Genomic DNA, 22844 nt, shown 5'->3' with positions numbered 1-22844 from the left:
TGCGCTGCGCGAAATGGCCGACAAGCTCAAGGCCAACGGCGTCGAGGTGAAGTATGCGATCCACCCCGTCGCCGGCCGCATGCCCGGCCACATGAACGTGCTGCTCGCCGAGGCCAACGTGCCCTATGACGAGGTCTTCGAGCTCGAAGACATCAACTCGGAGTTCGCCCAGGCCGACGTCGCCTACGTCATCGGCGCCAACGACGTGACCAACCCGTCGGCGCGCGATGACAAAAGCTCACCGATCTACGGCATGCCGATCCTCGACGTCGACAAGGCCCGCACCTGCCTGTTCGTCAAGCGTTCGCTCGGCTCCGGCTATGCCGGCATCGACAACACGCTGTTTTACAAGGACGGCACCATGATGCTGCTCGGCGACGCCAAGAAGATGACCGAGGAAATCGTCAAGGCGTTTGATCACTGAGCCAGGCTCGGCCATCCGACATCAAACAACGACCAAAAGCCCGGCAAACACGCCGGGCTTCTCAGTGCGAAAACCATAGACCGCTCAGTTCGATCATGTCTTAGGACTGGCCTTGGTCGTCATAGTTCTGGTCGAGCGCACGGGTCCGGGCAGCTGGGGCTGGTGCTCCTGGGCCGCCAGATACTCATTTTGCCCCTGATGGCCGCGCGCCTCGCCGGCGGCCCCCCGGCTTCAGAGCAAATCCTGTTGCCGTTGATTAGAAAGACACTTCCAGGCGGACTTTCTCGGCCACCGACCAGCGGGGGTGGCGCAGTGCGCCACTTGATCGGGTTTCTGTCCTATTGAAATGAAATATGTGCAGCAAACATCGAGACAATCGTGGTGTCTTGTCTGCATAAGTCATACGGGTTATCACGGATTGTTGGCCGGCGGGGGCAGGGCAAACAACCAGGAAGTTCTCTGTGAAGGGCATTATATTAGCAGGCGGTAGTGGAACAAGGCTCTATCCCGCCACGCTGGCAGTATCCAAGCAGATATTGCCGATATACGACAAGCCGATGATATACTACCCACTCGGCGTCCTTATGCTTTCTGGCATTAGAGAAATACTTGTAATTTCGACTCCCAGGGATCTGCCACAGTTCCAGCAGCTGCTAGGTGATGGATCGGCATTCGGTGTTTCACTTTCCTATGCGGTGCAGCCATCGCCGAATGGGCTGGCCGAGGCATTCCTTATTGGAAAAGACTTCATTGGCGCCAGTCCCGTAGCGCTAATACTGGGCGACAATATTTTCTATGGTGACGGGCTCTCCGATCGCTGTCGGGCTGCTGTTGCCCGCAAAGGCGGTGCTTCCGTTTTCGCCTATCAAGTCGAGGATCCGCAGCGCTATGGTGTCGTGACCTTTGACAGGGCGACGCAGCAGGCGTTGTCGATCGAAGAAAAACCGGTCGAGCCGGGTTCGAACTGGGCGGTCACGGGCCTCTATTTCTATGACAACTCGGTTGTCGATATCGCCTCGTCGATCCGCCCATCGGCGCGTGGCGAGCTTGAGATCACCGACGTCAATCGAGCCTATCTGCAGCAAGGCAATCTACATGTCGTTCGCCTCGGCCGGGGCTATGCATGGCTCGATACGGGAACGCATGACAGTCTCCACGAGGCGTCGTCCTTCGTGCGCACAATCGAGCACCGGCAGGGCATCAAGATCATGTGCCCCGAGGAAATCGGATTCGAACTGGGCTATTTGACGGAAGAGCAGACGCTTGCGAGGGCGGCTTCCCTGGGCAATACCGACTATGCGCGCTACCTCGTGAGGCGGGTCAAGGAAATATCCCATGGTTGAGGTCCGCAATCTTGGTCTGGACGGAGTCTTCGAGATACGTCCGCCCAAATTCGAAGACGAGCGCGGCTTCTTTTCCGAGACATGGAACGCTGAACAACTGGAACGATTCGGCCTGTCCGTCGATTTCGTCCAGGACAATCATTCGTTTTCCCGCAAACGTGGCGTGATGCGCGGATTGCATTTCCAGACGCCTCCTTTCGCGCAGGACAAGCTGGTGCGGGTACTCCGCGGTTCGGTTTTCGACGTCGCGGTCGATATCCGAAGCGGTTCGCCGACTTTTGGCCGGTGGGTCGGCATCACCCTGTCAGACAAAGAATGGAATCAGATTCTGGTGCCGAAGGGGTTTGCGCACGGGTTCGTGACGCTCGAGCCGGACACCGAGGTCGTCTACAAGGTCTCGGCGCAATATTCGCAGCCGCATGACCGTTCGATTCGATTCGACGACCCGGCGCTTGCGATCGACTGGCCCGTGCCGGCAGCAGACATGAAACTATCCGCCAAGGACGCCGCTGCGCCTAACCTTGCCGACATCGAAACCGGGTTCGCTTACTCGTGAAACAGGCTCTTCAAACCGTTCTCGTAACCGGCGGCGCCGGTTTCATTGGTTCGGCCGTGTGCAGGCACCTTGCGGCAACCGGACGTTACAGGGTCGTCAATCTCGACAAGCTGACCTACGCAGGAAATCTGGCATCGCTGCACGATCTCGATGGGCATCCCTGGTATCGTTTTTATCGTGCAGACATCTGCGATATCGACGCCGTCAGGCATATTCTGCAAGCGGAAGATGTCGACCTGGTCATGCATTTGGCGGCGGAGAGCCATGTCGATCGCTCGATCGACGGGCCGATGGCCTTCGTCACGACCAATGTCCTGGGCACGACCAGCCTGTTGTCGGCAGCCCTCGATCATTGGCGCAGCTTGAGCGAGAGCAGGCGAAAGAGCTTCCGATTCCATCACGTGTCTACCGACGAAGTGTTCGGCGACCTGCCATTCGATTCCGGCGTCTTCACCGAACAGTCACCCTATAAGCCGTCGTCGCCCTACTCAGCGTCAAAGGCTGCTTCCGATCATTTCGTGCGGGCCTGGCATGAAACCTATGGGCTGCCCGTTGTTCTTTCCAATTGCTCGAACAATTATGGACCCTACCATTTTCCGGAGAAGCTGATCCCGCTGGTCATTGCGAATGCGTTGGATGAGCGGCCATTGCCGGTCTATGGCAAAGGCGCCAATGTGCGCGACTGGCTGTTCGTGGAGGACCATGCCCGTGCCCTCGAAGCAGTGATGACCAGGGGCGAGGTTGGGGAAAGCTACAACATCGGCGGCCGGGCAGAGCGGACCAATCTTGAGGTGGTCGAGGCCATCTGTGCGCTGCTTGATGCTCGCCGCCCAAGGGCTGGCGGCGGTTCCCATCTCGATCTCATCAATTTCGTCACCGATCGGCCAGGACATGACCGGCGTTATGCCATCGACCCGACGAAGAGTGAGGCGGAACTGGGCTGGCGGCCGCAAGAGACTTTCGAGACCGGTCTTGCCAGGACCGTCGACTGGTATCTGGAGAATGGCTGGTGGTGGCGGCCGCTTCGCGAGCAGCGCTTTGACGGAAGCAGGCTCGGGCTGGTCGGTGCGAGGTGAGAATACTGGTTATTGGAAAGTCTGGCCAACTGGCGCGTTCGCTGGCGGTCCGGGCTGAAGGGCAATCCGACATCGAAGTCGTATGCGTCGGGCGCCCGGATTTCGACCTGGAAGATGTGTCGACGTTCGTGCCGGTCTTGAGTGCGGTCAGGCCGGATGTGGTCATCAATGCCGCGGCGCATACGGGTGTGGACCGGCAAGAAGACGAGCCCGCGCGTGCCTTTGCAATGAACGCGGAAGCGCCCGGCGTCCTGGCGAAGCTGACCGCAGAGTCGGGAATTCCGATTGTCCACGTTTCCACCGACTACGTGTTCGACGGTCGTGCAGTTCGCCCCTATGTCGAGACCGACCTTCCGAATCCGCAGACCGTCTATGGCCGCAGCAAGCTTGCCGGCGAAGAGGCGGTCCGGCGCGGCAACGCTGACCATTTGATCGTCAGGACAGCCTGGGTCGTGAGCTGCTATGGCAGCAACTTCGTCAAGACGATGCTAAAGCTGGCCGAAGCGCGAGATAGCCTGCAGGTTGTTGCCGACCAGCATGGTAACCCGACGGACGCGCACGATCTGGCCGACGGTTTGCTGGCGGCTGCCCGCGTCAGGCGCGATCGCGGCCGCTTCCAGCAAAGCGTGTATCACCTGGCTGGAAGTGGCCGGGCGAGTTGGTTTGAACTTGCGACCTGCGTGCTTCATGCGAGCGAGGCGCTGTCGGGACCTTGTGCCGCGGTCGAGCCGATCAGCAGCCGGCAATGGCCGGCAAAGGCTGAGCGCCCGATGAACTCGGAGCTGGATTGCGAAGCGTTCTTTCGGGATTTCGGATTTCGCGCAGGTGCCTGGCAAGATAGGGTCGCCGCCATTGTCGCGGCCATTGGCGAAGCCAAGGCCAATGTTTGCGGGGGGGCTTTGGGGTCCTAGATTCCAGCCCGGCCGGCCGAGTGCGTGACTGGTGCGGTCAAGAAAATGTCGACAAACTCGAGAATCAGATGACTGAAGATAATAAGAAGAACGACATTTTCACATTTCCGAATCCGGCAGAAAAGATGGAGATGACGGGCGAGCGGTATGTATCGAGCCTGACGGGCCAGATACAGAACGAGCACTATCATCGGTATCTTTTTTCACTACAATTCGGAAATGGGAAGCGCGTCCTGGATGTTGCTTGCGGTGAAGGATACGGATGCCATTTGCTGTCGCAGGTTGCCTCTGAAGTTGTTGGTGTCGATCTCGATGTCGGCACCGTAGACTATGCGCGCCGAACATACGGAACAGCTTCCGTTCGATTTGTTGCTGCCGATGCTACGAAATTGCCTTTCGAAGACGCCAGCTTCGATGTCGTGACGAGTTTCGAAACGATCGAGCATTTCGAGGGCCACGAGGCGTTCCTTGCCGAAGTGGCACGCGTCTTGCGGCCCGATGGGATCCTGATCATCTCGTCGCCCAACCGGACTGTTTATACCGAGCAAAACAATCATCATAATCCCTTCCATCTGCGGGAGTTGGACCGCGAGGAATTCCTGTCCGCCCTTGGCGGCCACTTTTCTGATGTCGCCATCCTTGAGCAGCGCGCGATCGATGGCTCCGTATTGATGTTGGACGGGGCAAGCGCAGGAATGGATGGCTTTGAAAGCCATGACGGGCGCGCGTTTCACAAGACCCAAGGGGTCCCGTCGACGCATTATTTCGTTGCCGTGGCTGCAAGGATTCCGCTGCCCGAACTCAACAGCAGCGTGATGTTCAATGGCGGCTACCTGGGGCAGATGTATCAGGATCTCGAAGGTGCGACCGCACGTGCTGCCGAAGGTGAGCGGCAGCTATTGCTTGCGCAGTCTGAAATGACCCGCGTCGCGACCGTAGAGGCAGAAGCGCGGGCGCGTCTCGTCGAACTGGAGCGTGAACTGGTCGAACTGCAAGACGCGCTGGCGGCGGCGGCCCGCACCTCCGCGGAGCGTGAGCAAGAGCTCAGTCGTTTGTCCGGCACGATCGAGCAGGCCCGGCTTGCGACGGCGAGAGCCGACGAAGCCGAGCGGCAGCTTTCGCTTTCCCAAGCCGAATTGGGGCGGACTGCGGATGTCGTGATAGAGGCGCAGGCGCAACTCGCCGAGCTGGAGCGAGAGGTTGTCGGATTGCAGGCAGCGCTCGTGCCCGACGGTGCAAGATCGTCTGAGCACGGAAATGGCCATCCTTCCAGCACACTGGATGAAATTTCGAACGCGCAGCTGAAGAATGATGGAAGCACTAGCAAGAGCACTGAATATCTTGGTGCTGACACAAGCAAAATACGTCAAGACGTCGGCGCAGAAGTTGCAATCCTCCATCAGAGGTTGATATTGAGGGTTAGGGAACTTGCCAAACTGGGGGCGATCTTGGATGACTACAAGCGACGTATGTCTGCTGCCGAAAAGGCTATTGTCGATCGGGATGCCGAACTCGGCAATTACGCCCGTCGGCTTGGCACGATGAAGTCTTCTGCATCTTGGCGGCTGACGTCACCATTGCGCGCGGTTGCGGGCATTTTTGCTTCGTCGTCCGGGTCAATATTTGGGCTGCGTCTTGCTGCTTTTTGGCGCCATCCGACGCGTCCCAAAAAACGCGCGGAATACCTATTGGCACGACTGCCGAGAAATTGGGTCGCCGTTGACGGTCCGCCAGATACCGCGACGCGCGTTTTCACGAATATCAAAGCAATCGCCAGGCATCCGTTCTCGCCGGCGAAGCGAAGGGCACATCGCGGCAGGCAGCGCGGCGAGCATCTGCGTCAAAAATCCAGCGACCTGCTTCAGGCGATGCCTTTGCCGGCGCCGCATACTCCATACGCCAGCCATTCATCGTTTGCTGCCAGAGTTGATGGAGACGGCAATCTTTTCAGGCACTATGTCCGAACCGCGCACGGCATGGCGAACGGCACTGAATTCGTCCCGCTGTCACGCGAGCATGTCGATGCCGGGCGGTTCTCGACGAAACTGATCGCTTACTATCTGCCGCAGTTCCATCCAATCCCGGAGAATGACGAGTGGTGGGGCAAGGGTTTCACTGAGTGGCGCAATGTGGCGCGCGCCTTTCCAGTGTTCGAAGGACATTATCAGCCGCGCATACCGGGCGAACTGGGTTACTATGATTTGCGGGTCACCGAAGTCATGCGCCGGCAAGTGGACCTTGCCAAGCAATATGGACTGTCGGCGTTTTGCTTCCACTTCTACTGGTTCGGGGGCAAGCGGCTGCTTGAGATGCCGCTGGAGACCTTCCTTGGCAACGAGGATTTCGATCTCGAGTTTTCGCTGTGCTGGGCCAACGAGAATTGGTCGAAGCGCTGGGATGGTGGCAACAATGAGCTGATGATTTCCCAGCAGCATTCACCAGACGACGATATCGCGTTCCTTCGCTATCTCGACAAGTATTTCCGCGATCGACGCTACATGAAGGTGGACGGAAAGCCTGTCCTTACGATTTATCGGCCGAGCATCTTCCCTGACATCAAGGCCAGCGTGGCCAGATGGCGTGAGGAAGCCGGGAAGATGGGCTATCCGGGGCTTTATCTGATCGCGACGAATTCGTTCGCATACAGCGATTATGCGGCAGATGGCTTTGACGCGCTGTCTGAGTTTCCGCCACACAGCGTGCAGGCGGAACAACTCCAAGATCGCCTTGACTTGGCCACTGTGCGCAGTGGTGGTTATGTCTATAGCTACCAGTCATTGGTGGGTTGGGAAGCCACAAAGCAAAGATTCCCAGGAGTGGTCCATCCCGGTGTAATGCCTACTTGGGACAATAGTGCGCGCCGACCATATGACGGGCACATTTTTCACGGTGCCACGCCAGAATTGTTCGGCAAGTGGCTGACATACTCAATTGAATGCGCCGCAAAACACTCTGAGGGTCAGCGGTTCGTTTTTATCAACGCGTGGAATGAATGGGCAGAGGGCGCTTACCTCGAACCGGACGCGAAGTACGGCTATGCTTGGCTGCAGGCCATCCGAGATAGCTTAGAGGGGAAAGTGCTGGCGCAGTCCTCTTCGCATTCTGGGGGCAATCCTCGGCATCATGGGCTATCGGCTATCCTTCCGTGCTACAATCATGCTCGCTTTCTTCCCGAGCGGATAGCATCGATTCTGAATCAGAGTTCGCCGCCGGATGAGATCATTTTCATCGACGACGCTTCAGATGATGACAGCGTGGCAGTCGCGGAATCGCTTCTTAGTGCATCACGTATTCCCTATAGAATCATTGCAAATAAGGTTAATTCCGGGTCCGTCTTTCGGCAGTGGATCGTGGGAATGGAGCTCGCCAGCTATGACCTTGTGTGGATTGCTGAAACTGATGACAGTGCAGACGAGGGGTTTCTGAAGGAAATACGTCCTGCGTTCGAGCGCGAGGACGTAATGATTGCCTATGGGCGCATCAAATGTATCGACCCTGATGGGAGGCCCCGTACAGACCTTGATTCTTACTATGATGGTCTTCGCTGTTCTTCTTGGGGCGTCTCAAAACTAAATCCTGCTTGGAGAGTATTTTCCTGGGATTTTGCGATAAAGAATATTATCCCGAACGTTTCTGGTGCAGTGTTTAGGAGGCCAATCCTGACAGAGAAAGAGAAGTTACGGCTATGTGAGTACAAGTTTGCAGGGGATTGGTATTTCTATTCCTTGGTGTTACGAGGGGGTGTCCTTTCCTATTGTAAGGATGCTAGATCGTTCTTCCGTGTTAATTCACATAGCGCTTCTCGAAGTTCATTTTTTACTGATCGGCATCTTCTTGAGCATCAAATGATTCTTGATGATTTGAGGCGAGAGTACTGTTTGGGAGATGAGGCTGCCGAGGCGCATACCCGCATGCTGGCCGTCTATTTTCCGCAGCATTCATTTGATGAGTTGATGCCGAATATGCTCGGAGCAGGTTCTGCAGCCAATAAATCGCAACCACTTCGGATTTGCATTGCCGCTCACAGTTTCGCTGTCGGCGGCGGCGAGGTGGTCCCGGTAGAGTTGGCCAATGAGCTAAAGGGGCTTGGACATCACGTCACTTATCTCGTCATGGAGAGGCAGGAGCCGGGTGATAGATCTATCAGGGGGCGGTTAAGGCCAGATATTCCTGTGGTATATTGGGATGATGTTAAGGCCCATTTCAAGGAATTTGTCGATGGTTATGGAATAGAGGTCCTGAACTCTCACAATGTCACGGTTGAATACAATTTGTACCGTGCTGGGATTGAAATAAATATAGCTTATATTTCGTCTCTTCATGGCGGGTATGAGACAGTTCCTCATATATTGAAGTCAAAATTTGTGTCTTATTTGAAAAGAAATGTAGACCTCTGGCTGTATCTTTCACAAAAAAATAAGGAAATACTGTCTGAAAAAGGTGTTCCAGAGGCGAAGTTTGAACGAAGCTTCAACGCCGTGCCACCTATGTCGAATCCATTGATTCGAAGGGCTGCGTTAAGGGAGGCGAATGGCATACCTAGCGATGCCTTTTGTATGGTGTTGTGTTCTCGCGCAATTGAAGAAAAGGGCTGGAGGACGGCAATTGAGGTTTGCATAAAACTGAATAGCTGTCGCGAAGCGCCCATCTTTCTGGTTCTGATCGGCGATGGTCCGATGGTCGAACCGCTGCGGAAGGTTTATGGTGAACTAGGGTTCATTAAGTTCCTGGGTCACATAGACAACCCGAGGCACTACCTTGCTTGCTTTGATCTAGGGATATTCCCCAGCGTCTATGCCGGCGAGAGTTTTCCTCTGTTTCTCTTGGAATGCTTCGAGGCAGGCTTGCCGGTCGCAAGTACCGACATTGGAGAAATTGCGTATGTTATGGGTGATTCGAAGGTCCAACCAGGTGGCCTTGTTTCATTTAGGAGTGCGCCGGAGTCGATGGTCGATGAAATGGCCGGCATTGTAGAAGGATATCTGACGGATCCAGACATTTATGCCCAGGCAGTCCTTGAAGCAAGAGTAGTTTCAAAGCGGTTTGATATAGAAAAATTATCTAGATTCTATGTGGATGTATTCAAGAAAAATCTGAAGTGCAAAGTACCCATGTCGGGAGTTAGTAATGTATAGCAATGTTCAAGTTGCCGGTATTCGTCAAATCGGCGCGTGGACGGCTAGTACGACCGTGGCTGGGGCGCTGGACGATCTAGGACTAAACTCCGGAAACATGATGTTTACGGAAGCGCTTTGCCGTCTATTGGGACGGACGTCGCCTATTCCATTCTCGCTTCCCGAGAGGGAATTGGAGGGATGCGATGCGCTTGTGCTCGCTGTTGCCAATTGGATTAATGAATATGACGACTTTGGTTGGTTGGCCGACCGGATAGAACGCTCTGACATGGCGGTTTTCTTGGTTGGGGTCGGGGCGCAGGCTTCGATGGACATGGTGTACCCGCGCATCAAGCCCGGAACTTTGCGGCTCCTTAAGGTGGTGGCTGAGCGTTCAGTCAGTATTGCAGCAAGAGGGGAGTTTACCTGTGACGTCTTGGAGCACTTTGGCATCAAGAATGCGGTTCCGGTGGGTTGCCCTTCACTTTTGTTGGCCGGGTCAAGTGGGATCGAATTTACCCAGAGGGCGTCAACGGCGAGAACAGTAGTTCATGGCACTCGTCATGGATATCAGCAAGCGGTCGGACTTCAGAAGTTTATGTATCAGCAGGCGTTCAAGCATGATTACGATCTGCTATTGCAGTCAGAGCATCCAGATATCGTATTGGCGTTGGACCTAGTTGAAGAACATAAGTTAGCGGAGAAAGCGTACGAAGCTGTACAGGGTGTCTATGGTGCCGGAAGTGTGGATGCAACAATTCGCTTTCTCAAGGCGCATGGGTTGTTCTATTTCAACTATGAGAGTTGGATCTCCGCAATGAAAGCGCGCACCTTCTGCGTGGGAACGCGCATTCATGGAACGATCGCATCAATTCTTGCCGGTACGCACGCTACGCTCATAGCGCACGATTCGCGAACGTTGGAGATGGCAAAAGCGATGAGCATCCCATATGTGGAAGCAAGTAGCATTCCAACGGACGTGGACATGGATGTCGAAAAGTTGTTGGAAATCAGCAGGTATTCTAACGTTGCGATTTCGTATGATGCATACCGCCAAAAATACATGGAATATTTCGAGGCAAACCGGCTAGCGACATCGCCAATTGCGATGATTTAGTGGCGACTTATGCGCAGGTGCAAGAGTCGATCGGGGCAATGAAGGTTAATCTGGATCTTGTCGTCGTCACGCACAACAGTGCGATGGTTCTCGATGCGCTGCTTCGCAGCGTACCCGCCTGGGTCAACATCATCGTTGTCGACAATGCGAGTTCGGACGGATCGCTGGCGATCGCCGAAGCTGCGGGCGCGCGCGCAATCCAGATTGGCAGGAATGTCGGCTATGGCAGCGCCTGCAACATTGGCGCGCGAGCTGGCAGCGGCGCCCTGCTGCTGATCGTCAATCCTGACCTTCGCTTCGAGCCTGGAGCGATCGAGGCGCTGGTTGCTGCGGCTGTCGCTTATCCCAACGCAGCTTTCAATCCGCGCTTCTATTCGGGATCTCGGCGCCGTTTCCGCAAGCGCTCCAGATTGCTGTCCGTGTCCGAGAGCTGGCAGGGCGCGCCACCGGAAAAAGATTGCGTCATTCCGGTACTGCACGGCGCCTGCATTCTTATCCGGCGTCAGCATTTCGAACAGGTCGGAGGCTTTGACTCCGAGATATTCCTGTTCCACGAGGACGATGACATCAGCTTGCGACTGCGACAGGCGGGCGTTGAACTTCGCCTGGCCGCAGGCGCTGTCGTTGATCACGCCGAAGGTCGCTCAAGCCTGCGCACGCTGGAGTCGGGGCGTATCAAGGGCGAGGCGATGGGCAGGTCCCTGGTCTATGTCATGGGCAAACACAAGTTGCCGCTGGACGTTCAGGCGGAGCGTCATCGTACCTGGCTGAAGCTGCTGCAGCCTCAGGTCCTTTTCAGCAGTGCGCGCCGTTCCAAGCTGCTGGGCTTCATACGCGGCCTGCATGCCGGGCCACTCGACGATTTCGGAAAGAGCCCATGAGTCAATCGCCCGGGCGGCCATGGCGCGAGCAGACGTCATGGACACGCAAGCTGTGGGCGGCCTTGCGCCGCACCATTCGTCGAGGGTCATGGCGGGGCGACGACGGCCGCTTGTATGATTGCTATGTCGACAACGCGCAAGGGCGCTACCCGGTGGCCGACTATGGGCCATTCGCGCCCCAGCAGGCCACGCCGGGCGATGTTCGCCTGATTGCCTACTACCTTCCGCAGTTTCATCCGATTCCAGAAAACGACGAATGGTGGGGCAAAGGCTTCACCGAGTGGCGCAACGTCGCGCGGGCATTTCCGGTGTTTGAGGGGCACTATCAGCCTCGTCTGCCCGACGAACTCGGCTATTACGACCTGCGCGTGCCGGATGTCATGCATCGCCAGGTCGAACTCGCCAAGCTCTACGGCATTTCCGCCTTCTGCTTTCATTTCTACTGGTTCGGAGGCCGGCGTCTGCTCGAAGGGCCGTTGGATCACTATCTGCGGACAGCCGAGCTCGATCTGCCATTTTGCCTGTGCTGGGCGAACGAGACATGGTCGAGGCGCTGGTCAGGACGTGAGCAGGATGTGCTCGTGGCCCAACGGCATTCGCCGGAGGACGACATTGCGGTCATTCACGGACTCGACAAATACTTCCGCGATCCGCGCTATCTGAAGGTCGATGGCAAGCCAGTCCTGACAATTTACCGCGCTGGGCTGTTCCCGGACATCAAGGCGACGATCGCGCGGTGGCGCGATGAAATGACGAAGCTGGGATATCCGGGCATCTATCTCATTGCCACCAACTCCTTTGACTTCACTGGCCATCAGGAATTGGGCTTCGACGCACTTTCGGAATTCCCGCCGCACTGCATGTTCACGGCCAATATCGAAAAGCAGCTGAACGTCTCCCGGTTCAGGGATGGCGGCCGCATTCGCAGCTATGCGGATGTGGTCGCGGTCGAAACCGCCAAGCCGGCAGTCGAAGCGGTGGTGCATCCTGGCGTCATGCCGTCATGGGACAACAGCGCGCGCCGGCCCAACTCGGCGCAGATCTACCATGGTTCGACGCCGCAGCTGTTTGAGCAGTGGCTGTCGCATTCCATGTCGCGCGCCGCGGCAAATCCCCCGGGCGAGCAGATGGTTTTCATCAACGCCTGGAACGAATGGGGCGAAGGCGCCTATCTCGAGCCGGACCTGAGATACGGCTATGCCTATCTGGAGGCATGCGCCTCGGCCATCAGGGAGCATGGCCGGTCCCGCGCGCCACGACCTCGGGAAAGCACCCAGCCGCGCTGAGCAGCCGCGTGCAACAGACACAAAGTCACGGCCGGGCGCCAGGATTCGAGCCTGCGACGGGCTTGCTGCCATGCCGTATTCGGTGCTGCCTTCGATGGCGCTTCTCGTCCGTTTGGCGGCATGGAAAAAAGATGTGAGGCAAGTCCCACATTTGGCCTTGTGCGATCCTCAATCAGCCGTTATCTACACGCCGCGCCGGTAACGGCCGATCACGACCGCGGAGAGGTGGCAGAGTGGTCGAATGCACCGCACTCGAAATGCGGCATGGGTGCAAGCCCATCGGGGGTTCGAATCCCTCCCTCTCCGCCATCGCCCTTTTGCAGGGCGCGCGCTTCCCATCCTGCCAATGACCGATCAATCCGCGTGGCTGGCCGACGCGCCGGCTAATCTCGCGGCACCAGGCGTGTTCGCCTTGACTCCATGGCAACCTTCGGTTACGGGACCCCCTGCAATCGGCGTGGAGAATTCTCTGCGCCGTTTGCTTTGAACCCGTAACGACTGACAAAAAGACGGCCGAACCGCCCAGGCAGTTCAACAAGGCCGACCGAACAGCGAAAGGCATAAAATGTTCGCAGTCATCAAAACGGGCGGCAAGCAGTACCGCGTCGCCGCCAATGATGTGATCAAGGTTGAGAAGCTCGTCGGCGCAGCCGGCGACACCGTGGAATTCGTTGAAGTGCTCGCCGTCGGCGAAGGCGACAACGCCGAGATCGGCGCGCCCTTCGTGGCTGGCGCAGTGGTGACGGCGGAAGTCGTCGAGCACGGCCGCAACAAGACCGTCATCGCCTTCAAGAAGCGCCGCCGCCAGAACTCGCGCCGTGCGCGCGGTCATCGCCAGCATCACACCACTGTCCGGATCTCCGAGATCCTGACCGGCGGTGCGAAGCCTTCGAAGAAGGCGGCTGTGAAGGCCGAAGCCGCAGCTGACGCAGCTGCAGAAAAGCCCGCGAAGAAGGCAGCGCCGAAAAAGGCTGCAGCCGTCGCGGAATCAGAGTAATCAGAGCGACTGAAGGAGAACATCCATGGCACATAAAAAAGCTGGCGGTTCGTCGCGCAACGGTCGCGATTCAGAGTCGAAGCGCCTTGGCGTGAAGAAGTTCGGCGGCGAAGCCGTGATTCCGGGCAACATCATCATCCGTCAACGCGGCACCACCTGGCATCCTGGCGTCAACGTCGGGATGGGCAAGGACCATACCCTTTTTGCTCTTGAAGCCGGCGCCGTCGCGTTCGCCAAAAAAGCCAATGGCCGAACCTACGTATCGGTTAATCCGATTCTCAAGGCCGCGGAGTAGCCGGTTCCGCACTACAACACCGGCGCCCCATCTCGGGAACCGGTGTCTGGCCAAGCCAGGAAAAGGATCAGGGGAGATGGGTTTCCATCTCCCCTTTTCATTTTTCCTGGAGGATTTTTACATGGTTGCCGAGAAGGAAGACAGCGAAGACGAAAGGCTGTCGATCGACTGCCCGATATTGCTGACCGAGCGGCTGGTCCTGCGTCCGCCGCATGAGGACGACATCGCCGAACTGGTGGAACTCGCCGACAACCGGCATGTCGCCGAGATGCTGTCGCGCATGCCGCACCCTTACGGCGAAGCCGAGGCGCGTGCCTTCCTGTCGATGGCGCGGGCGCAGCGTGGCGGCGTCGTCTATGCGATCACTCTTGCCGACAGCGGTGCTTTCGTCGGATCGGCCGGGCTCAACTTCACCGACCGTGGCCTTGAACTCGGCTATTGGATCGGCGAGCCCTACTGGAAGCGCGGCTACGCCACCGAGGCGGCGCATGCGCTGGTCGACCTGGCGTTCCGCGCAACCGACGTCAATGTGCTCAACGTCTCGTGCCGGGTGATCAACCCGTCGTCGCGGCGGGTCATCCACAAGTGCGGCTTCCAGTATGCCGGGCAGGGCATGCTGAATTCGATCGTCGCCGGCCAGGTGCCGGTCGAGCGCTACCGGCTCGACCGCAAGACCTGGGCGAGCCTGAGGTCGTGGGCGCGCAGCTGAGATGCCTACAGCGCCGCGCGTCCAATCGGACGCGCAAAGGACGCTGTAGCACTTTGAGTCGGCGCATGATCCTTCCCGAAAATCGCTTCCGATTTTCGGGGTCATGCGCTCAGGCCAGCTCGAGCCAGACCGGCTGGTGGTCGGAGCCTTCGGCTTCGGCGTCGATGCGCACGGATCTGACCTTTTCGGCCAGGTTGGCGTGGACGAAGGCATAGTCGATGAGGCGGCCAGGCTGCGAAGGGGTCGCGTCGGTCCAGGAGACCGACCCTTCCGCAACGCCGCCGGCCAGCGCATAGGCGTCGACGGGGTGATGCAGCACGATTTGCGCGCCTTCGACAGGATCGGGCGCGCCGGTCAGGGCAAGATGTTCGGGCGAGCCGGGCGTCATGTTGAAATCGCCCATCAATACGAATTCCTCGGGACAGGGGAGCTCGGGGAAACCGTATTCGACAGCGCCCGTGAGGGCGCCGCCTTCCATCGGATAGGCGTAGACCCGCTCCTTGAGGTGGCGGATCTGCGCCATCCTCTCTTCAAGATTGACGTGGTCGAGATGCACCGAATAGACGCGCAAGGGACCGGTGGGCGCCATGACCAGCGCTTCGAGTGCGGCGCGTTGCAGGTTGCCGCGGTTGAGGCGCCTGGTGCGCGGCAAAAGCAGGTTGCGCGACGACACGATCGGCCAGCGCGACAGCACCATGTTGCCGAACTGCAAACGCTTGTTGGCCGGCTTGCCGTCGTCGCCGAGCATGCCGAAGTCGATGTCCATGGCAACGCCGTAGACGTGGAAATAGTCAGGCAGAAGCCGGGTGAGCCCCTCGACCATGTCGGCCATGCCGTTGCGCATGAAGTTGCGGGTCACCTCCTGCAGCGCCACGATATCTGCGCCATCGACGGCAGCGGCGATGCGCCCGAGATCGTAGCGGCCGTCGCGGCCGACACCGTACTGCGTGTTGTAGGTGACCAATTTCATCGCCAATTCTCCCGTCATTCCAGGCGCCGTCCAATCCGCACTCGCCCTTCGCCGCGCCTTGCGCTATGGCAGGGTCGCTGAAACAACCAAATAACAGCAAGAGACGAACAGTCCGATGAAATTTCTCGACCAGGCCAAGGTTTACATCCGCTCCGGCAACGGTGGCGCGGGCGCGGTGTCGTTCCGGCGCGAAAAGTTCATCGAGTTCGGCGGGCCGGATGGCGGCGACGGCGGCCGTGGCGGCGACGTCTGGCTGGAGGTCGTCGACGGCCTGAACACGCTGATCGACTATCGCTACCAGCAGCATTTCAAGGCGCAGACCGGTGTGCACGGCATGGGCCGCAACATGACCGGTGCCAAGGGCTCCGACATCATCCTGAAAGTGCCTGTCGGCACGCAGGTCTATGAAGAAGACAACGAGACGCTGATCTGCGACCTGACCCAGATCGGGCAGCGCTATCTGCTCGCCAAGGGCGGCAATGGCGGCTTCGGCAACCAGCATTTCAAGACCTCGACCAACCAGGCGCCGCGGCGCGCCAATCCCGGTCTCGAAGGCCAGGAGATGTGGGTCTGGCTGCGGCTGAAGCTGATCGCCGACGCGGGCCTCGTCGGCCTGCCCAATGCCGGCAAGTCGACCTTCCTCGCCTCGGTCACAGCGGCCAAGCCGAAGATCGCCGACTATCCCTTCACCACGCTGCATCCGGGTCTCGGCGTCGCCCGCATCGACGCGCGCGAATTCGTCATCGCCGACATTCCCGGCCTGATCGAAGGTGCGCATGAGGGAGTCGGCATCGGCGACCGCTTCCTGGGCCATGTCGAGCGCACGCGCGTTTTGCTGCATCTGGTTTCGGCGCAGGAAGAAAATGTCGGCAAGGCCTACAAGACCGTTCGCCGCGAGCTCGAGGCCTATGGCCATGGCCTGTCCGACAAGATCGAGATCGTGGCGCTGAGCCAGGTCGACACGCTGGACGCGGATGAGCGCAAGAAGAAGGTGGCATCGCTGAAGCGCGCGGCCGGACGTGCACCGATCCTGCTTTCGGCTGTTACCCGCGAGGGCATCGAAGAGACGCTGCGCGCCTTGATGAGCATCGTTGAGGAAGCGCGCCAGGCAAGCGGCGACGTCGCGCCTTCCGATGCGCGCTGGACGAAGTAGGCAGACGTCATGACGATCCCTTCGCTGAAGACCTACAAGCGGATCACCGTCAAGATCGGCTCGGCGCTTTTGGTCGACCGTTCGACCGGCCTCAAGCGCCAATGGCTGGCTTCGATGGCTGACGACATCGCGGCGCTGTCCGAGGCCGGCGCCGATGTGCTGGTCGTTTCTTCGGGCGCGATCGCGCTCGGCCGCACCATCCTTGGCCTCGGCAAGCGCGCGTTGAAGCTCGAGGAAAGCCAGGCGGCGGCGGCCGTCGGCCAGATCGCGCTGTCCAGCGCCTGGGCGGAAGAGCTTGCCCGCAAGGGGCTGAAGTCGGGCCAGATCCTCGTCACCCTCGGCGACACCGAGGAGCGCCGCCGCTATCTCAACGCGCGGGCCACCATCTCGACGCTGCTCAAGATGAAGGCCGTGCCGGTCATCAATGAAAACGATACGGTGGCGACAAGCGAAATCCGCTACGGCGACAATGACCGGCTCGCCGCGCGCGTGGCGACCATGATGGGCGCTGACCTGCTCGTGCTGCTGTCGGACATCGATGGCCTGTATACTGCGCCGCCGGCGCTTGACCCGAACGCGAAATTCATCCCGGTCGTCGACCGTATCACGCCCGATATCGAGGCTATGGCCGGGGGAGCCGCCTCCGAACTGTCGCGCGGCGGCATGCGGACGAAGATCGACGCCGGCAAGATTGCCACCGCGGCAGGTACGGCGATGATCATCACTGCCGGCACGCGGCTGTCGCCGCTGATGGCGATCGAACGCGGCGAACGCTCCACCTTGTTTCGCCCGAGCGGCAATCCGGTGAAAGGCTACAAGACCTGGATCGCCGGTCAATTGGAGCCTGCGGGACGGTTGACGGTCGATGCGGGTGCCGTGGGCGCGCTGCTTTCCGGCAAATCGCTGCTGCCGGCCGGCGTGAAGCTGGTCAGCGGCAATTTCTCGCGTGGCGACACGGTGGCGATCCTGTCGCCGGAGGGCCGTGAGATCGCGCGCGGACTGGTTGCCTATGACGCAGCGGATGCCGTAAGGATCGCTGGGCTGAAGACGACGGAAATCGAGACCGTGCTCGGCTATGAGGCGCGCTCGGCGATGATTCATCGCGACGATCTGGTGGTGAGCCACGCGGAAACGGTCGAGATGCAGGCGGAAGGGTGAGGACATGCTGAAGGCGCATGAAAGCCAGGACACGGCACAGCTGATGGCCGAGATCGGCCGCAAGGCCCGGGCTGCGGCGCGTCCACTCGCCATCGCCAGCGCCGAGCGCAAGCACGCCGCCCTGATCGGCATGGCCGACGCCATCCTGCGCCGCGAGGACGATATCCTCGACGCCAATGCCATCGACGTGAAGAACGGCGAGGAAGCCGGCTTGAGCGGTTCCTTCATGGACCGGCTGAAACTGACGCCTGGCCGCATCCGCGACATGGCCGACGGTATCCGCGCGATCGCCGATCTGCGCGATCCTGTCGGCGAGGTTATCGCCGAATGGGATCGCCCCAACGGCTTGCATATCGAGCGCGTGCGGACGCCGCTCGGCGTCATCGGCGTGATCTATGAAAGTCGCCCCAATGTGACCGCCGATGCCGGCGCACTGTGCCTCAAGGCGGGCAATCCGGTAATCCTGCGCGGTGGCTCGGATTCGCTCAATTCGTCGCTGGCTATCCATTCCTGCCTGGTCGAGGGCCTCAAGGCGGCGAAGCTGCCCGAGGACGCGATCCAGCTGGTGCCATTGGCCGACCGCGCCGCCGTCGGCGAAATGCTCAAGGGCCTGTCGGGCAATCTCGACGTCATCATCCCACGCGGCGGCAAGAGCCTTGTCGAGCGCGTGCAGACCGAGGCGCGGGTGCCGGTCTTTGCCCATCTCGAGGGCATCTGCCATCTCTATATCGACAGGTCGGCAAAGCTCGACATGGCGGTTGCCATTGCCGTCAACGCCAAGATGCGGCGTACCGGCATCTGCGGCGCCGCCGAGACGCTGCTGGTCGACCGTGCGGTTGCCGCGACCCATCTGGTGCCGGTTCTCGAAGCGCTGCGCAAGGCGGGCTGTGAGGTTCATGCCGACGAAGAGGTGCTTGCCGCCTTTGCCGATGCCAAGCCCGCGACGGACGCCGACTGGGTGACGGAATATCTCGACGCCATCATTTCGGTGAAGCTGGTCGATGGGGTCTCGGGCGCCATCGAGCATATCGAGACCTTTTCCTCGCATCATACCGAGGCGATCCTCGCCGAGGATGCGAAGGCCGTCGAGCGCTTCTTCAACGAGATCGACTCGGCGATCCTGCTGCACAACGCCTCGACGCAGTTTGCTGACGGCGGCGAGTTCGGCATGGGCGCCGAGATCGGCATCGCCACCGGCAAGATGCATGCGCGGGGCCCGGTCGGCGTCGAGCAGTTGACCTCGTTCAAGTACCGCGTGCGCGGCAGCGGCCAGCTCAGGCCGTGATGGGGATTACCCTCCCCCCTGTGGGGAGGGTGGCGAGCAAAGCGAGCCGGGTGGGGGTAACAAACTGACTTCTGAGGTACCCCCACCCCGCTCCGCTGCGCGGATCGACCCTCTCCACAAGGGGGAGGGTGTAGCTGCGCAATACCTGCGCATGCCGCATGCGATGAAGGGCATGCAGGTCGGGTTGTTCGGCGGGTCGTTCAATCCGCCGCATGCCGGCCATGGCCTGGTTGCCGAGATTGCCATGCGCCGCCTGCAACTCGACCAGCTGTGGTGGATGGTCACGCCCGGCAATCCGCTGAAAAGCACACGCGAGCTCGCGCCGCTCGCCAGGCGCATCGAGCTGTCGGAGCAGATCGCCAGGGATCCGCGCATCAAGGTGACCGCCTTCGAGGCGAGCCACAATGTGCGCTACACCGCCGACACGCTTTCGCTGATCAAGGCGCGCAACCCGGGCGTCGATTTCGTCTGGATCATGGGCGCCGACAATCTGCGCGATTTCCACCACTGGCAGCGCTGGCGCCAGATCGTCACGACCTTCCCCATCGCTGTCATCGACCGGCCGGGCGCAACGCTGTCGTTCCTGTCGTCGGTGGTCGCCAAGACCTTCGACCATGCCCGCGTCGACGAGGGCGACGCGCCGCGCCTGGCGCGGATGAAGGCCCCGGCCTGGACCTTCATCCACGGACCGCGCTCGCTGCTGTCGTCGACGGCTTTGCGCAACGGCACGGCGAAGCACAAGTCCTGAGCGCCTACCCTGCGCCTGGCGCGCCCTTGGCCAGCACATTTGCCGCCTCGCCGAGATCGATGTCACGGGCGAAGTGGCTTGCGACGAACCAGATGACTTTCTGTACCGGGGTCTTGGGGCTTTCCAGGCATGAGACGCGGGCGTTATGCACCAGGCGCCGCAGCGTCACTTGATGGCGATGCTGTCGGGAGGCCTTTTGCATGAATAGTCGCCGGGCCAAAATCGCCCTGCGGCTTGAGCCAGCCCGACGATTTGGCAAGGCCAGTGCTGCAAATGTCGCATTTGCAGCTTCGCAGGCCAGAAAGGCCGGCGAAGCTGACGCCATGCAACATCAGGCCGGCCACCAACCAGCGGAAGATCAGGGCGAGGCGCACCAGCCCGCAATCGCGGTCGCCGGCGTCATCGTCGCGATGGCGCTCGTGGCGATCGGCAACGGGTTGATGTTCGCCTACATTCCGGTCAGCCTGGGCGCTGCCGGCTATGCGCCGACATGGGCCGGGACGATCCTGACCGGGCTTTCCGCCGGCGGGCTTGCCGGCTGCCTGCTCACCGGCTCGCTGGTGCGCCGCGTCGGCCATGCCCGCGCCTACATGGTGTTCTCGGCTCTGATCGTGCTGTCCAACGCGACGATCGGGGCGGGCGTGTTGCCTGTCCTGTGGATCGCATCGCGCGTGCTCTACGGCTTTTCGATCTGCGGCCTGTTCATTGTCTCGCAGAGTTGGCTCAACGATGCCGTCGGCAACAGCATCCGCGGCCGCGTCATGGCGATCTTCTACGTGTCCTATGTCGTGGGTCTCGGCGTCGGGTCGTTCCTGCTTGGCCTTGTCGATCTCGGCAGCGCGCAGGCGCCGCTGCTGGGCATCGTCTTCAGCGCCATCTCGATCCTGCCGGTGGGGCTGACCCGGTTGCGCCAGCCACCGGCGCCGCAGGCCGCGTCGGTGGCGTTGGCGCGCGCCTGGCGCATTTCGCCTGTCGGCGTCGCCGGTATGCTGGCGGTCGGCGGCCTGTCGATGATGATCGCCGGCTTTGCGCCGATCCATGCCACAGCTATCGGCCTGAGCCAGCAGCAGGTGGCGACGCTGTTGTTTGCCATGCCGCTCGGCACCTTGCTGTTCCAGATCCCGTTCGGCTGGATTTCCGACCGCACCGACCGGCGCTATGTCCTTGTGGTGGCAAGCCTCCTGGTGGTGATCGCGGGCGTTGCGGCAAGCCGGTTCGACGGCAGCACGCTTGCGCTGATGGTCTGCATCTACATCGTCTGGAGCGGAGCCAGCGAGTCGATCTATTCGCTGGCCAACGCCCATGCGTCGGACCGCGCCAGCAAGGACGACCTCGTGGCGCTGTCGAGCAGCATGCTGTTTGCCTGGTCGCTGTCCGGCTTCGTCGTACCTGGGCTCGGAACCATCCTGACCGCCGTCCATGGAACCCACGCGTTCATGTATGTGGCGATCGCCATTGCCGCCGCCTACACCGTTTTCGTACTCTGGCGGCTGCGCATCAGCCGGGCAGTGCCGGCCAGCGACGCCGGCAGTTTTGCGCCGATGGCGGCGCAGGTCCCGCCCAGCCTGGAGCCCTGACGGCACTTTCGCCGGACGCTTCGGGAGGCCGGCGGTCCACGATCTCAAGCCTTTGTCTTGAAACTGTTGCCCAACTCTGCCTATCTAAATGGTGTCATCGTGAGTCCACGGTGATTTGGTTGTTGCTGTCGGAAAGGGAAGACACTGAGAACAGCACTTCGGAAGAAGGCGGAAATCCTGCCTTCGCCGGCCGGGATAGGCGAATTCGACGCCGTTGCCCGTGCCATCAAGACAGTCCTTGCCAGTCTGGAAGACTCCAAGGCCGAAGAAATCGTCTCCATCGACATTCAGGGCAAATCGAGCCTGGGCGACTACATGGTCGTTGCCTCGGGCCGGTCGCACCGTCATGTCGCGGCGGTGGCCGACCACCTCCTCAAGGCGCTCAAGGATGCCGGTCTCGGCAATGCCCGCGTCGAGGGGCTGTCGGGTGCCGACTGGGTGCTCATCGATTCAGGCGATATCATCGTCCATATCTTCCGGCCCGAAATCCGTGAGTTCTACAACATCGAGAAGATGTGGCAGGCCCCGGATCTCGAGGAGGAAACGGTTCACTGATGCTGGCGCTCCGCACGTCCGCCGGGCGCGCGGGGACGTTCCAGCAGCCTGAACCGGGTCGACGCATCAACGGAAATTCGATTCCGATTTTCCGGTCGATGCGCTAGACGTCGGGGATGAAGGTAGCGATACATGCCGTGGGCCGTATGAAAGCCGGCCCCGAGAAGGAACTTGCGGACCGCTATCTCGATCGGTTCTCGAAGAGCGGCGGGGCACTTGGCTTCGATTTTTCCGGCGTCACCGAGATTGCCGAGAGCCGCGGGCGCGACGTCGACGAGCGGCGCCGCGAGGAGGCCGACAAGCTGCGCGGCCAGATGGCGCCGGGCACGGCGCTCATCCTGCTCGACGAGCGTGGCAAGAACCTGTCCTCACAACAATTCGCCGACAAGATCGCCACCCTGCGCGATGGTGGCCAGCGCGGCCTGATGCTCGCCATCGGCGGTCCGGACGGTCATGACGAGGCCCTGCGCAACGAAGCCAACCTGCTGATTTCGTTCGGCGCCGCCACCTGGCCGCACCAGATGGTGCGGATCATGCTCGGCGAGCAGCTGTATCGCGCGGCGACCATTCTTTCAGGGCATCCCTATCATCGCGCGTGAACGCCCGGAATTCGACAAAATGGCTGGTCAAGTCTCCCGAACGGCCGTACCGGACCGGCATGGTTGATGGTTCGTTAACGATGCCGCCGC

General features: G+C 60.0%; 21 protein-coding genes and 1 tRNA gene. 20 read left to right on the top strand and 2 right to left on the bottom strand.

Annotation, left to right across the window (positions count from 1 at the left end; translation table 11 throughout):
- The 13 genes from PCJ21_RS11360 to PCJ21_RS11300 form a co-directional block, all read left to right on the top strand.
- The coding region (locus tag PCJ21_RS11360) for an NAD(P)(+) transhydrogenase (Re/Si-specific) subunit beta (RefSeq protein ID WP_269931503.1) at positions 1–424 on the top strand (424 nt) is incomplete at its 5' end.
- 461 nt (positions 425–885) lie between these two features.
- Positions 886–1767, top strand: coding sequence for a glucose-1-phosphate thymidylyltransferase RfbA (rfbA, locus tag PCJ21_RS11355; protein ID WP_269931502.1), 882 nt, complete (start codon positions 886–888; stop codon positions 1765–1767).
- Entirely contained in the window at positions 1760–2323 is a 564-nt protein-coding gene (gene rfbC / locus PCJ21_RS11350; protein ID WP_269931501.1) for a dTDP-4-dehydrorhamnose 3,5-epimerase, read from the top strand. Before rfbA ends, rfbC begins: the two co-directional genes overlap by 8 nt.
- Positions 2320–3399 carry a dTDP-glucose 4,6-dehydratase gene (rfbB, locus tag PCJ21_RS11345; RefSeq protein WP_269931500.1) on the top strand — a complete coding sequence of 360 codons (1080 nt, stop codon included), beginning with the start codon at positions 2320–2322 and terminating at the stop codon, positions 3397–3399. The genes rfbC and rfbB overlap by 4 nt, the downstream gene beginning before the upstream one ends.
- A complete protein-coding gene (rfbD, locus tag PCJ21_RS11340) occupies positions 3396–4310 on the top strand; it encodes a dTDP-4-dehydrorhamnose reductase (RefSeq protein ID WP_269931499.1) in 915 nt (304 codons plus the stop codon). Before rfbB ends, rfbD begins: the two co-directional genes overlap by 4 nt.
- A gap of 68 nt (positions 4311–4378) precedes the next feature.
- On the top strand, positions 4379–9445 hold the full coding sequence (locus tag PCJ21_RS11335) for a glycoside hydrolase family 99-like domain-containing protein (protein WP_269931498.1): 5067 nt from the start codon (positions 4379–4381) through the stop codon (positions 9443–9445).
- Positions 9438–10541 (top strand): polysaccharide pyruvyl transferase family protein, encoded by a 1104-nt coding sequence (locus PCJ21_RS11330; RefSeq protein ID WP_269931497.1) that lies wholly within the window; start codon positions 9438–9440, stop codon positions 10539–10541. The genes PCJ21_RS11335 and PCJ21_RS11330 overlap by 8 nt, the downstream gene beginning before the upstream one ends.
- Positions 10541–11422: a glycosyltransferase family 2 protein gene (locus PCJ21_RS11325; RefSeq protein ID WP_269931496.1), complete on the top strand. Its 882-nt coding sequence runs from the start codon at positions 10541–10543 to the stop codon at positions 11420–11422. Before PCJ21_RS11330 ends, PCJ21_RS11325 begins: the two co-directional genes overlap by 1 nt.
- The gene (locus tag PCJ21_RS11320) at positions 11419–12708 is read left to right on the top strand and encodes a glycosyltransferase WbsX family protein (protein WP_269931495.1); all 1290 of its coding nucleotides are present in this window, start codon (positions 11419–11421) and stop codon (positions 12706–12708) included. Before PCJ21_RS11325 ends, PCJ21_RS11320 begins: the two co-directional genes overlap by 4 nt.
- 219 nt (positions 12709–12927) lie before the next feature.
- Positions 12928–13017: transfer RNA gene (locus PCJ21_RS11315), tRNA-Ser, on the top strand.
- A gap of 256 nt (positions 13018–13273) precedes the next feature.
- Positions 13274–13705: a 50S ribosomal protein L21 gene (rplU, locus tag PCJ21_RS11310; RefSeq protein ID WP_269931494.1), complete on the top strand. Its 432-nt coding sequence runs from the start codon at positions 13274–13276 to the stop codon at positions 13703–13705.
- A 25-nt stretch (positions 13706–13730) separates the two neighbouring features.
- The gene (gene rpmA / locus PCJ21_RS11305) at positions 13731–14000 is read left to right on the top strand and encodes a 50S ribosomal protein L27 (RefSeq protein ID WP_269931493.1); all 270 of its coding nucleotides are present in this window, start codon (positions 13731–13733) and stop codon (positions 13998–14000) included.
- 121 nt (positions 14001–14121) lie between these two features.
- Positions 14122–14709, top strand: a complete 588-nt coding sequence (locus PCJ21_RS11300; protein WP_269931492.1) for a GNAT family N-acetyltransferase — start codon at positions 14122–14124, stop codon at positions 14707–14709.
- Positions 14710–14818: 109 nt separating this feature from the next.
- On the opposite strand, the gene PCJ21_RS11295 is transcribed toward PCJ21_RS11300, so the two are convergent.
- Complete coding sequence (locus PCJ21_RS11295) at positions 14819–15679, bottom strand: endonuclease/exonuclease/phosphatase family protein (protein WP_269931491.1); 861 nt, start codon at positions 15677–15679, stop codon at positions 14819–14821.
- A 115-nt stretch (positions 15680–15794) separates the two neighbouring features.
- On the opposite strand from PCJ21_RS11295, the gene obgE reads away from it, so the two are divergent.
- The 4 genes from obgE to PCJ21_RS11275 all read left to right on the top strand — a co-directional run bounded on the left by obgE (position 15795) and on the right by PCJ21_RS11275 (position 20023).
- Positions 15795–16832, top strand: a complete 1038-nt coding sequence (obgE, locus tag PCJ21_RS11290; protein WP_269931490.1) for a GTPase ObgE — start codon at positions 15795–15797, stop codon at positions 16830–16832.
- A 15-nt stretch (positions 16833–16847) separates the two neighbouring features.
- Complete coding sequence (proB, locus tag PCJ21_RS11285; RefSeq protein ID WP_269931521.1) at positions 16848–17990, top strand: glutamate 5-kinase; 1143 nt, start codon at positions 16848–16850, stop codon at positions 17988–17990.
- A 4-nt stretch (positions 17991–17994) separates the two neighbouring features.
- On the top strand, positions 17995–19275 hold the full coding sequence (locus tag PCJ21_RS11280; protein WP_269931489.1) for a glutamate-5-semialdehyde dehydrogenase: 1281 nt from the start codon (positions 17995–17997) through the stop codon (positions 19273–19275).
- Between the two features lie 151 nt (positions 19276–19426).
- On the top strand, positions 19427–20023 hold the full coding sequence (locus tag PCJ21_RS11275) for a nicotinate-nucleotide adenylyltransferase (RefSeq protein WP_269931488.1): 597 nt from the start codon (positions 19427–19429) through the stop codon (positions 20021–20023).
- A 4-nt stretch (positions 20024–20027) separates the two neighbouring features.
- On the opposite strand, the gene PCJ21_RS11270 is transcribed toward PCJ21_RS11275, so the two are convergent.
- On the bottom strand, positions 20028–20225 hold the full coding sequence (locus tag PCJ21_RS11270) for a hypothetical protein (protein ID WP_269931487.1): 198 nt from the start codon (positions 20223–20225) through the stop codon (positions 20028–20030).
- A 121-nt stretch (positions 20226–20346) separates the two neighbouring features.
- Here PCJ21_RS11270 and PCJ21_RS11265 point away from each other — a divergent pair, with 121 nt between their 5' ends.
- From PCJ21_RS11265 to rlmH, 3 genes are all read left to right on the top strand, one after another.
- On the top strand, positions 20347–21600 hold the full coding sequence (locus PCJ21_RS11265) for an MFS transporter (protein WP_269931486.1): 1254 nt from the start codon (positions 20347–20349) through the stop codon (positions 21598–21600).
- Positions 21601–21777: 177 nt separating this feature from the next.
- On the top strand, positions 21778–22155 hold the full coding sequence (gene rsfS, locus PCJ21_RS11260) for a ribosome silencing factor (RefSeq protein ID WP_269931520.1): 378 nt from the start codon (positions 21778–21780) through the stop codon (positions 22153–22155).
- Between the two features lie 116 nt (positions 22156–22271).
- Positions 22272–22754, top strand: a complete 483-nt coding sequence (gene rlmH, locus PCJ21_RS11255; RefSeq protein ID WP_269931485.1) for a 23S rRNA (pseudouridine(1915)-N(3))-methyltransferase RlmH — start codon at positions 22272–22274, stop codon at positions 22752–22754.
- The last annotated feature ends 90 nt before the right edge of the window (positions 22755–22844 follow it).

The organism is Aminobacter sp. HY435 (assembly GCF_027568395.1).
Lineage (GTDB): Bacteria > Pseudomonadota > Alphaproteobacteria > Rhizobiales > Rhizobiaceae > Aminobacter.
The sequence above is the reverse complement of the archived record's forward strand: the minus strand, read 5'-3'. Positions and strand labels throughout refer to the sequence as shown.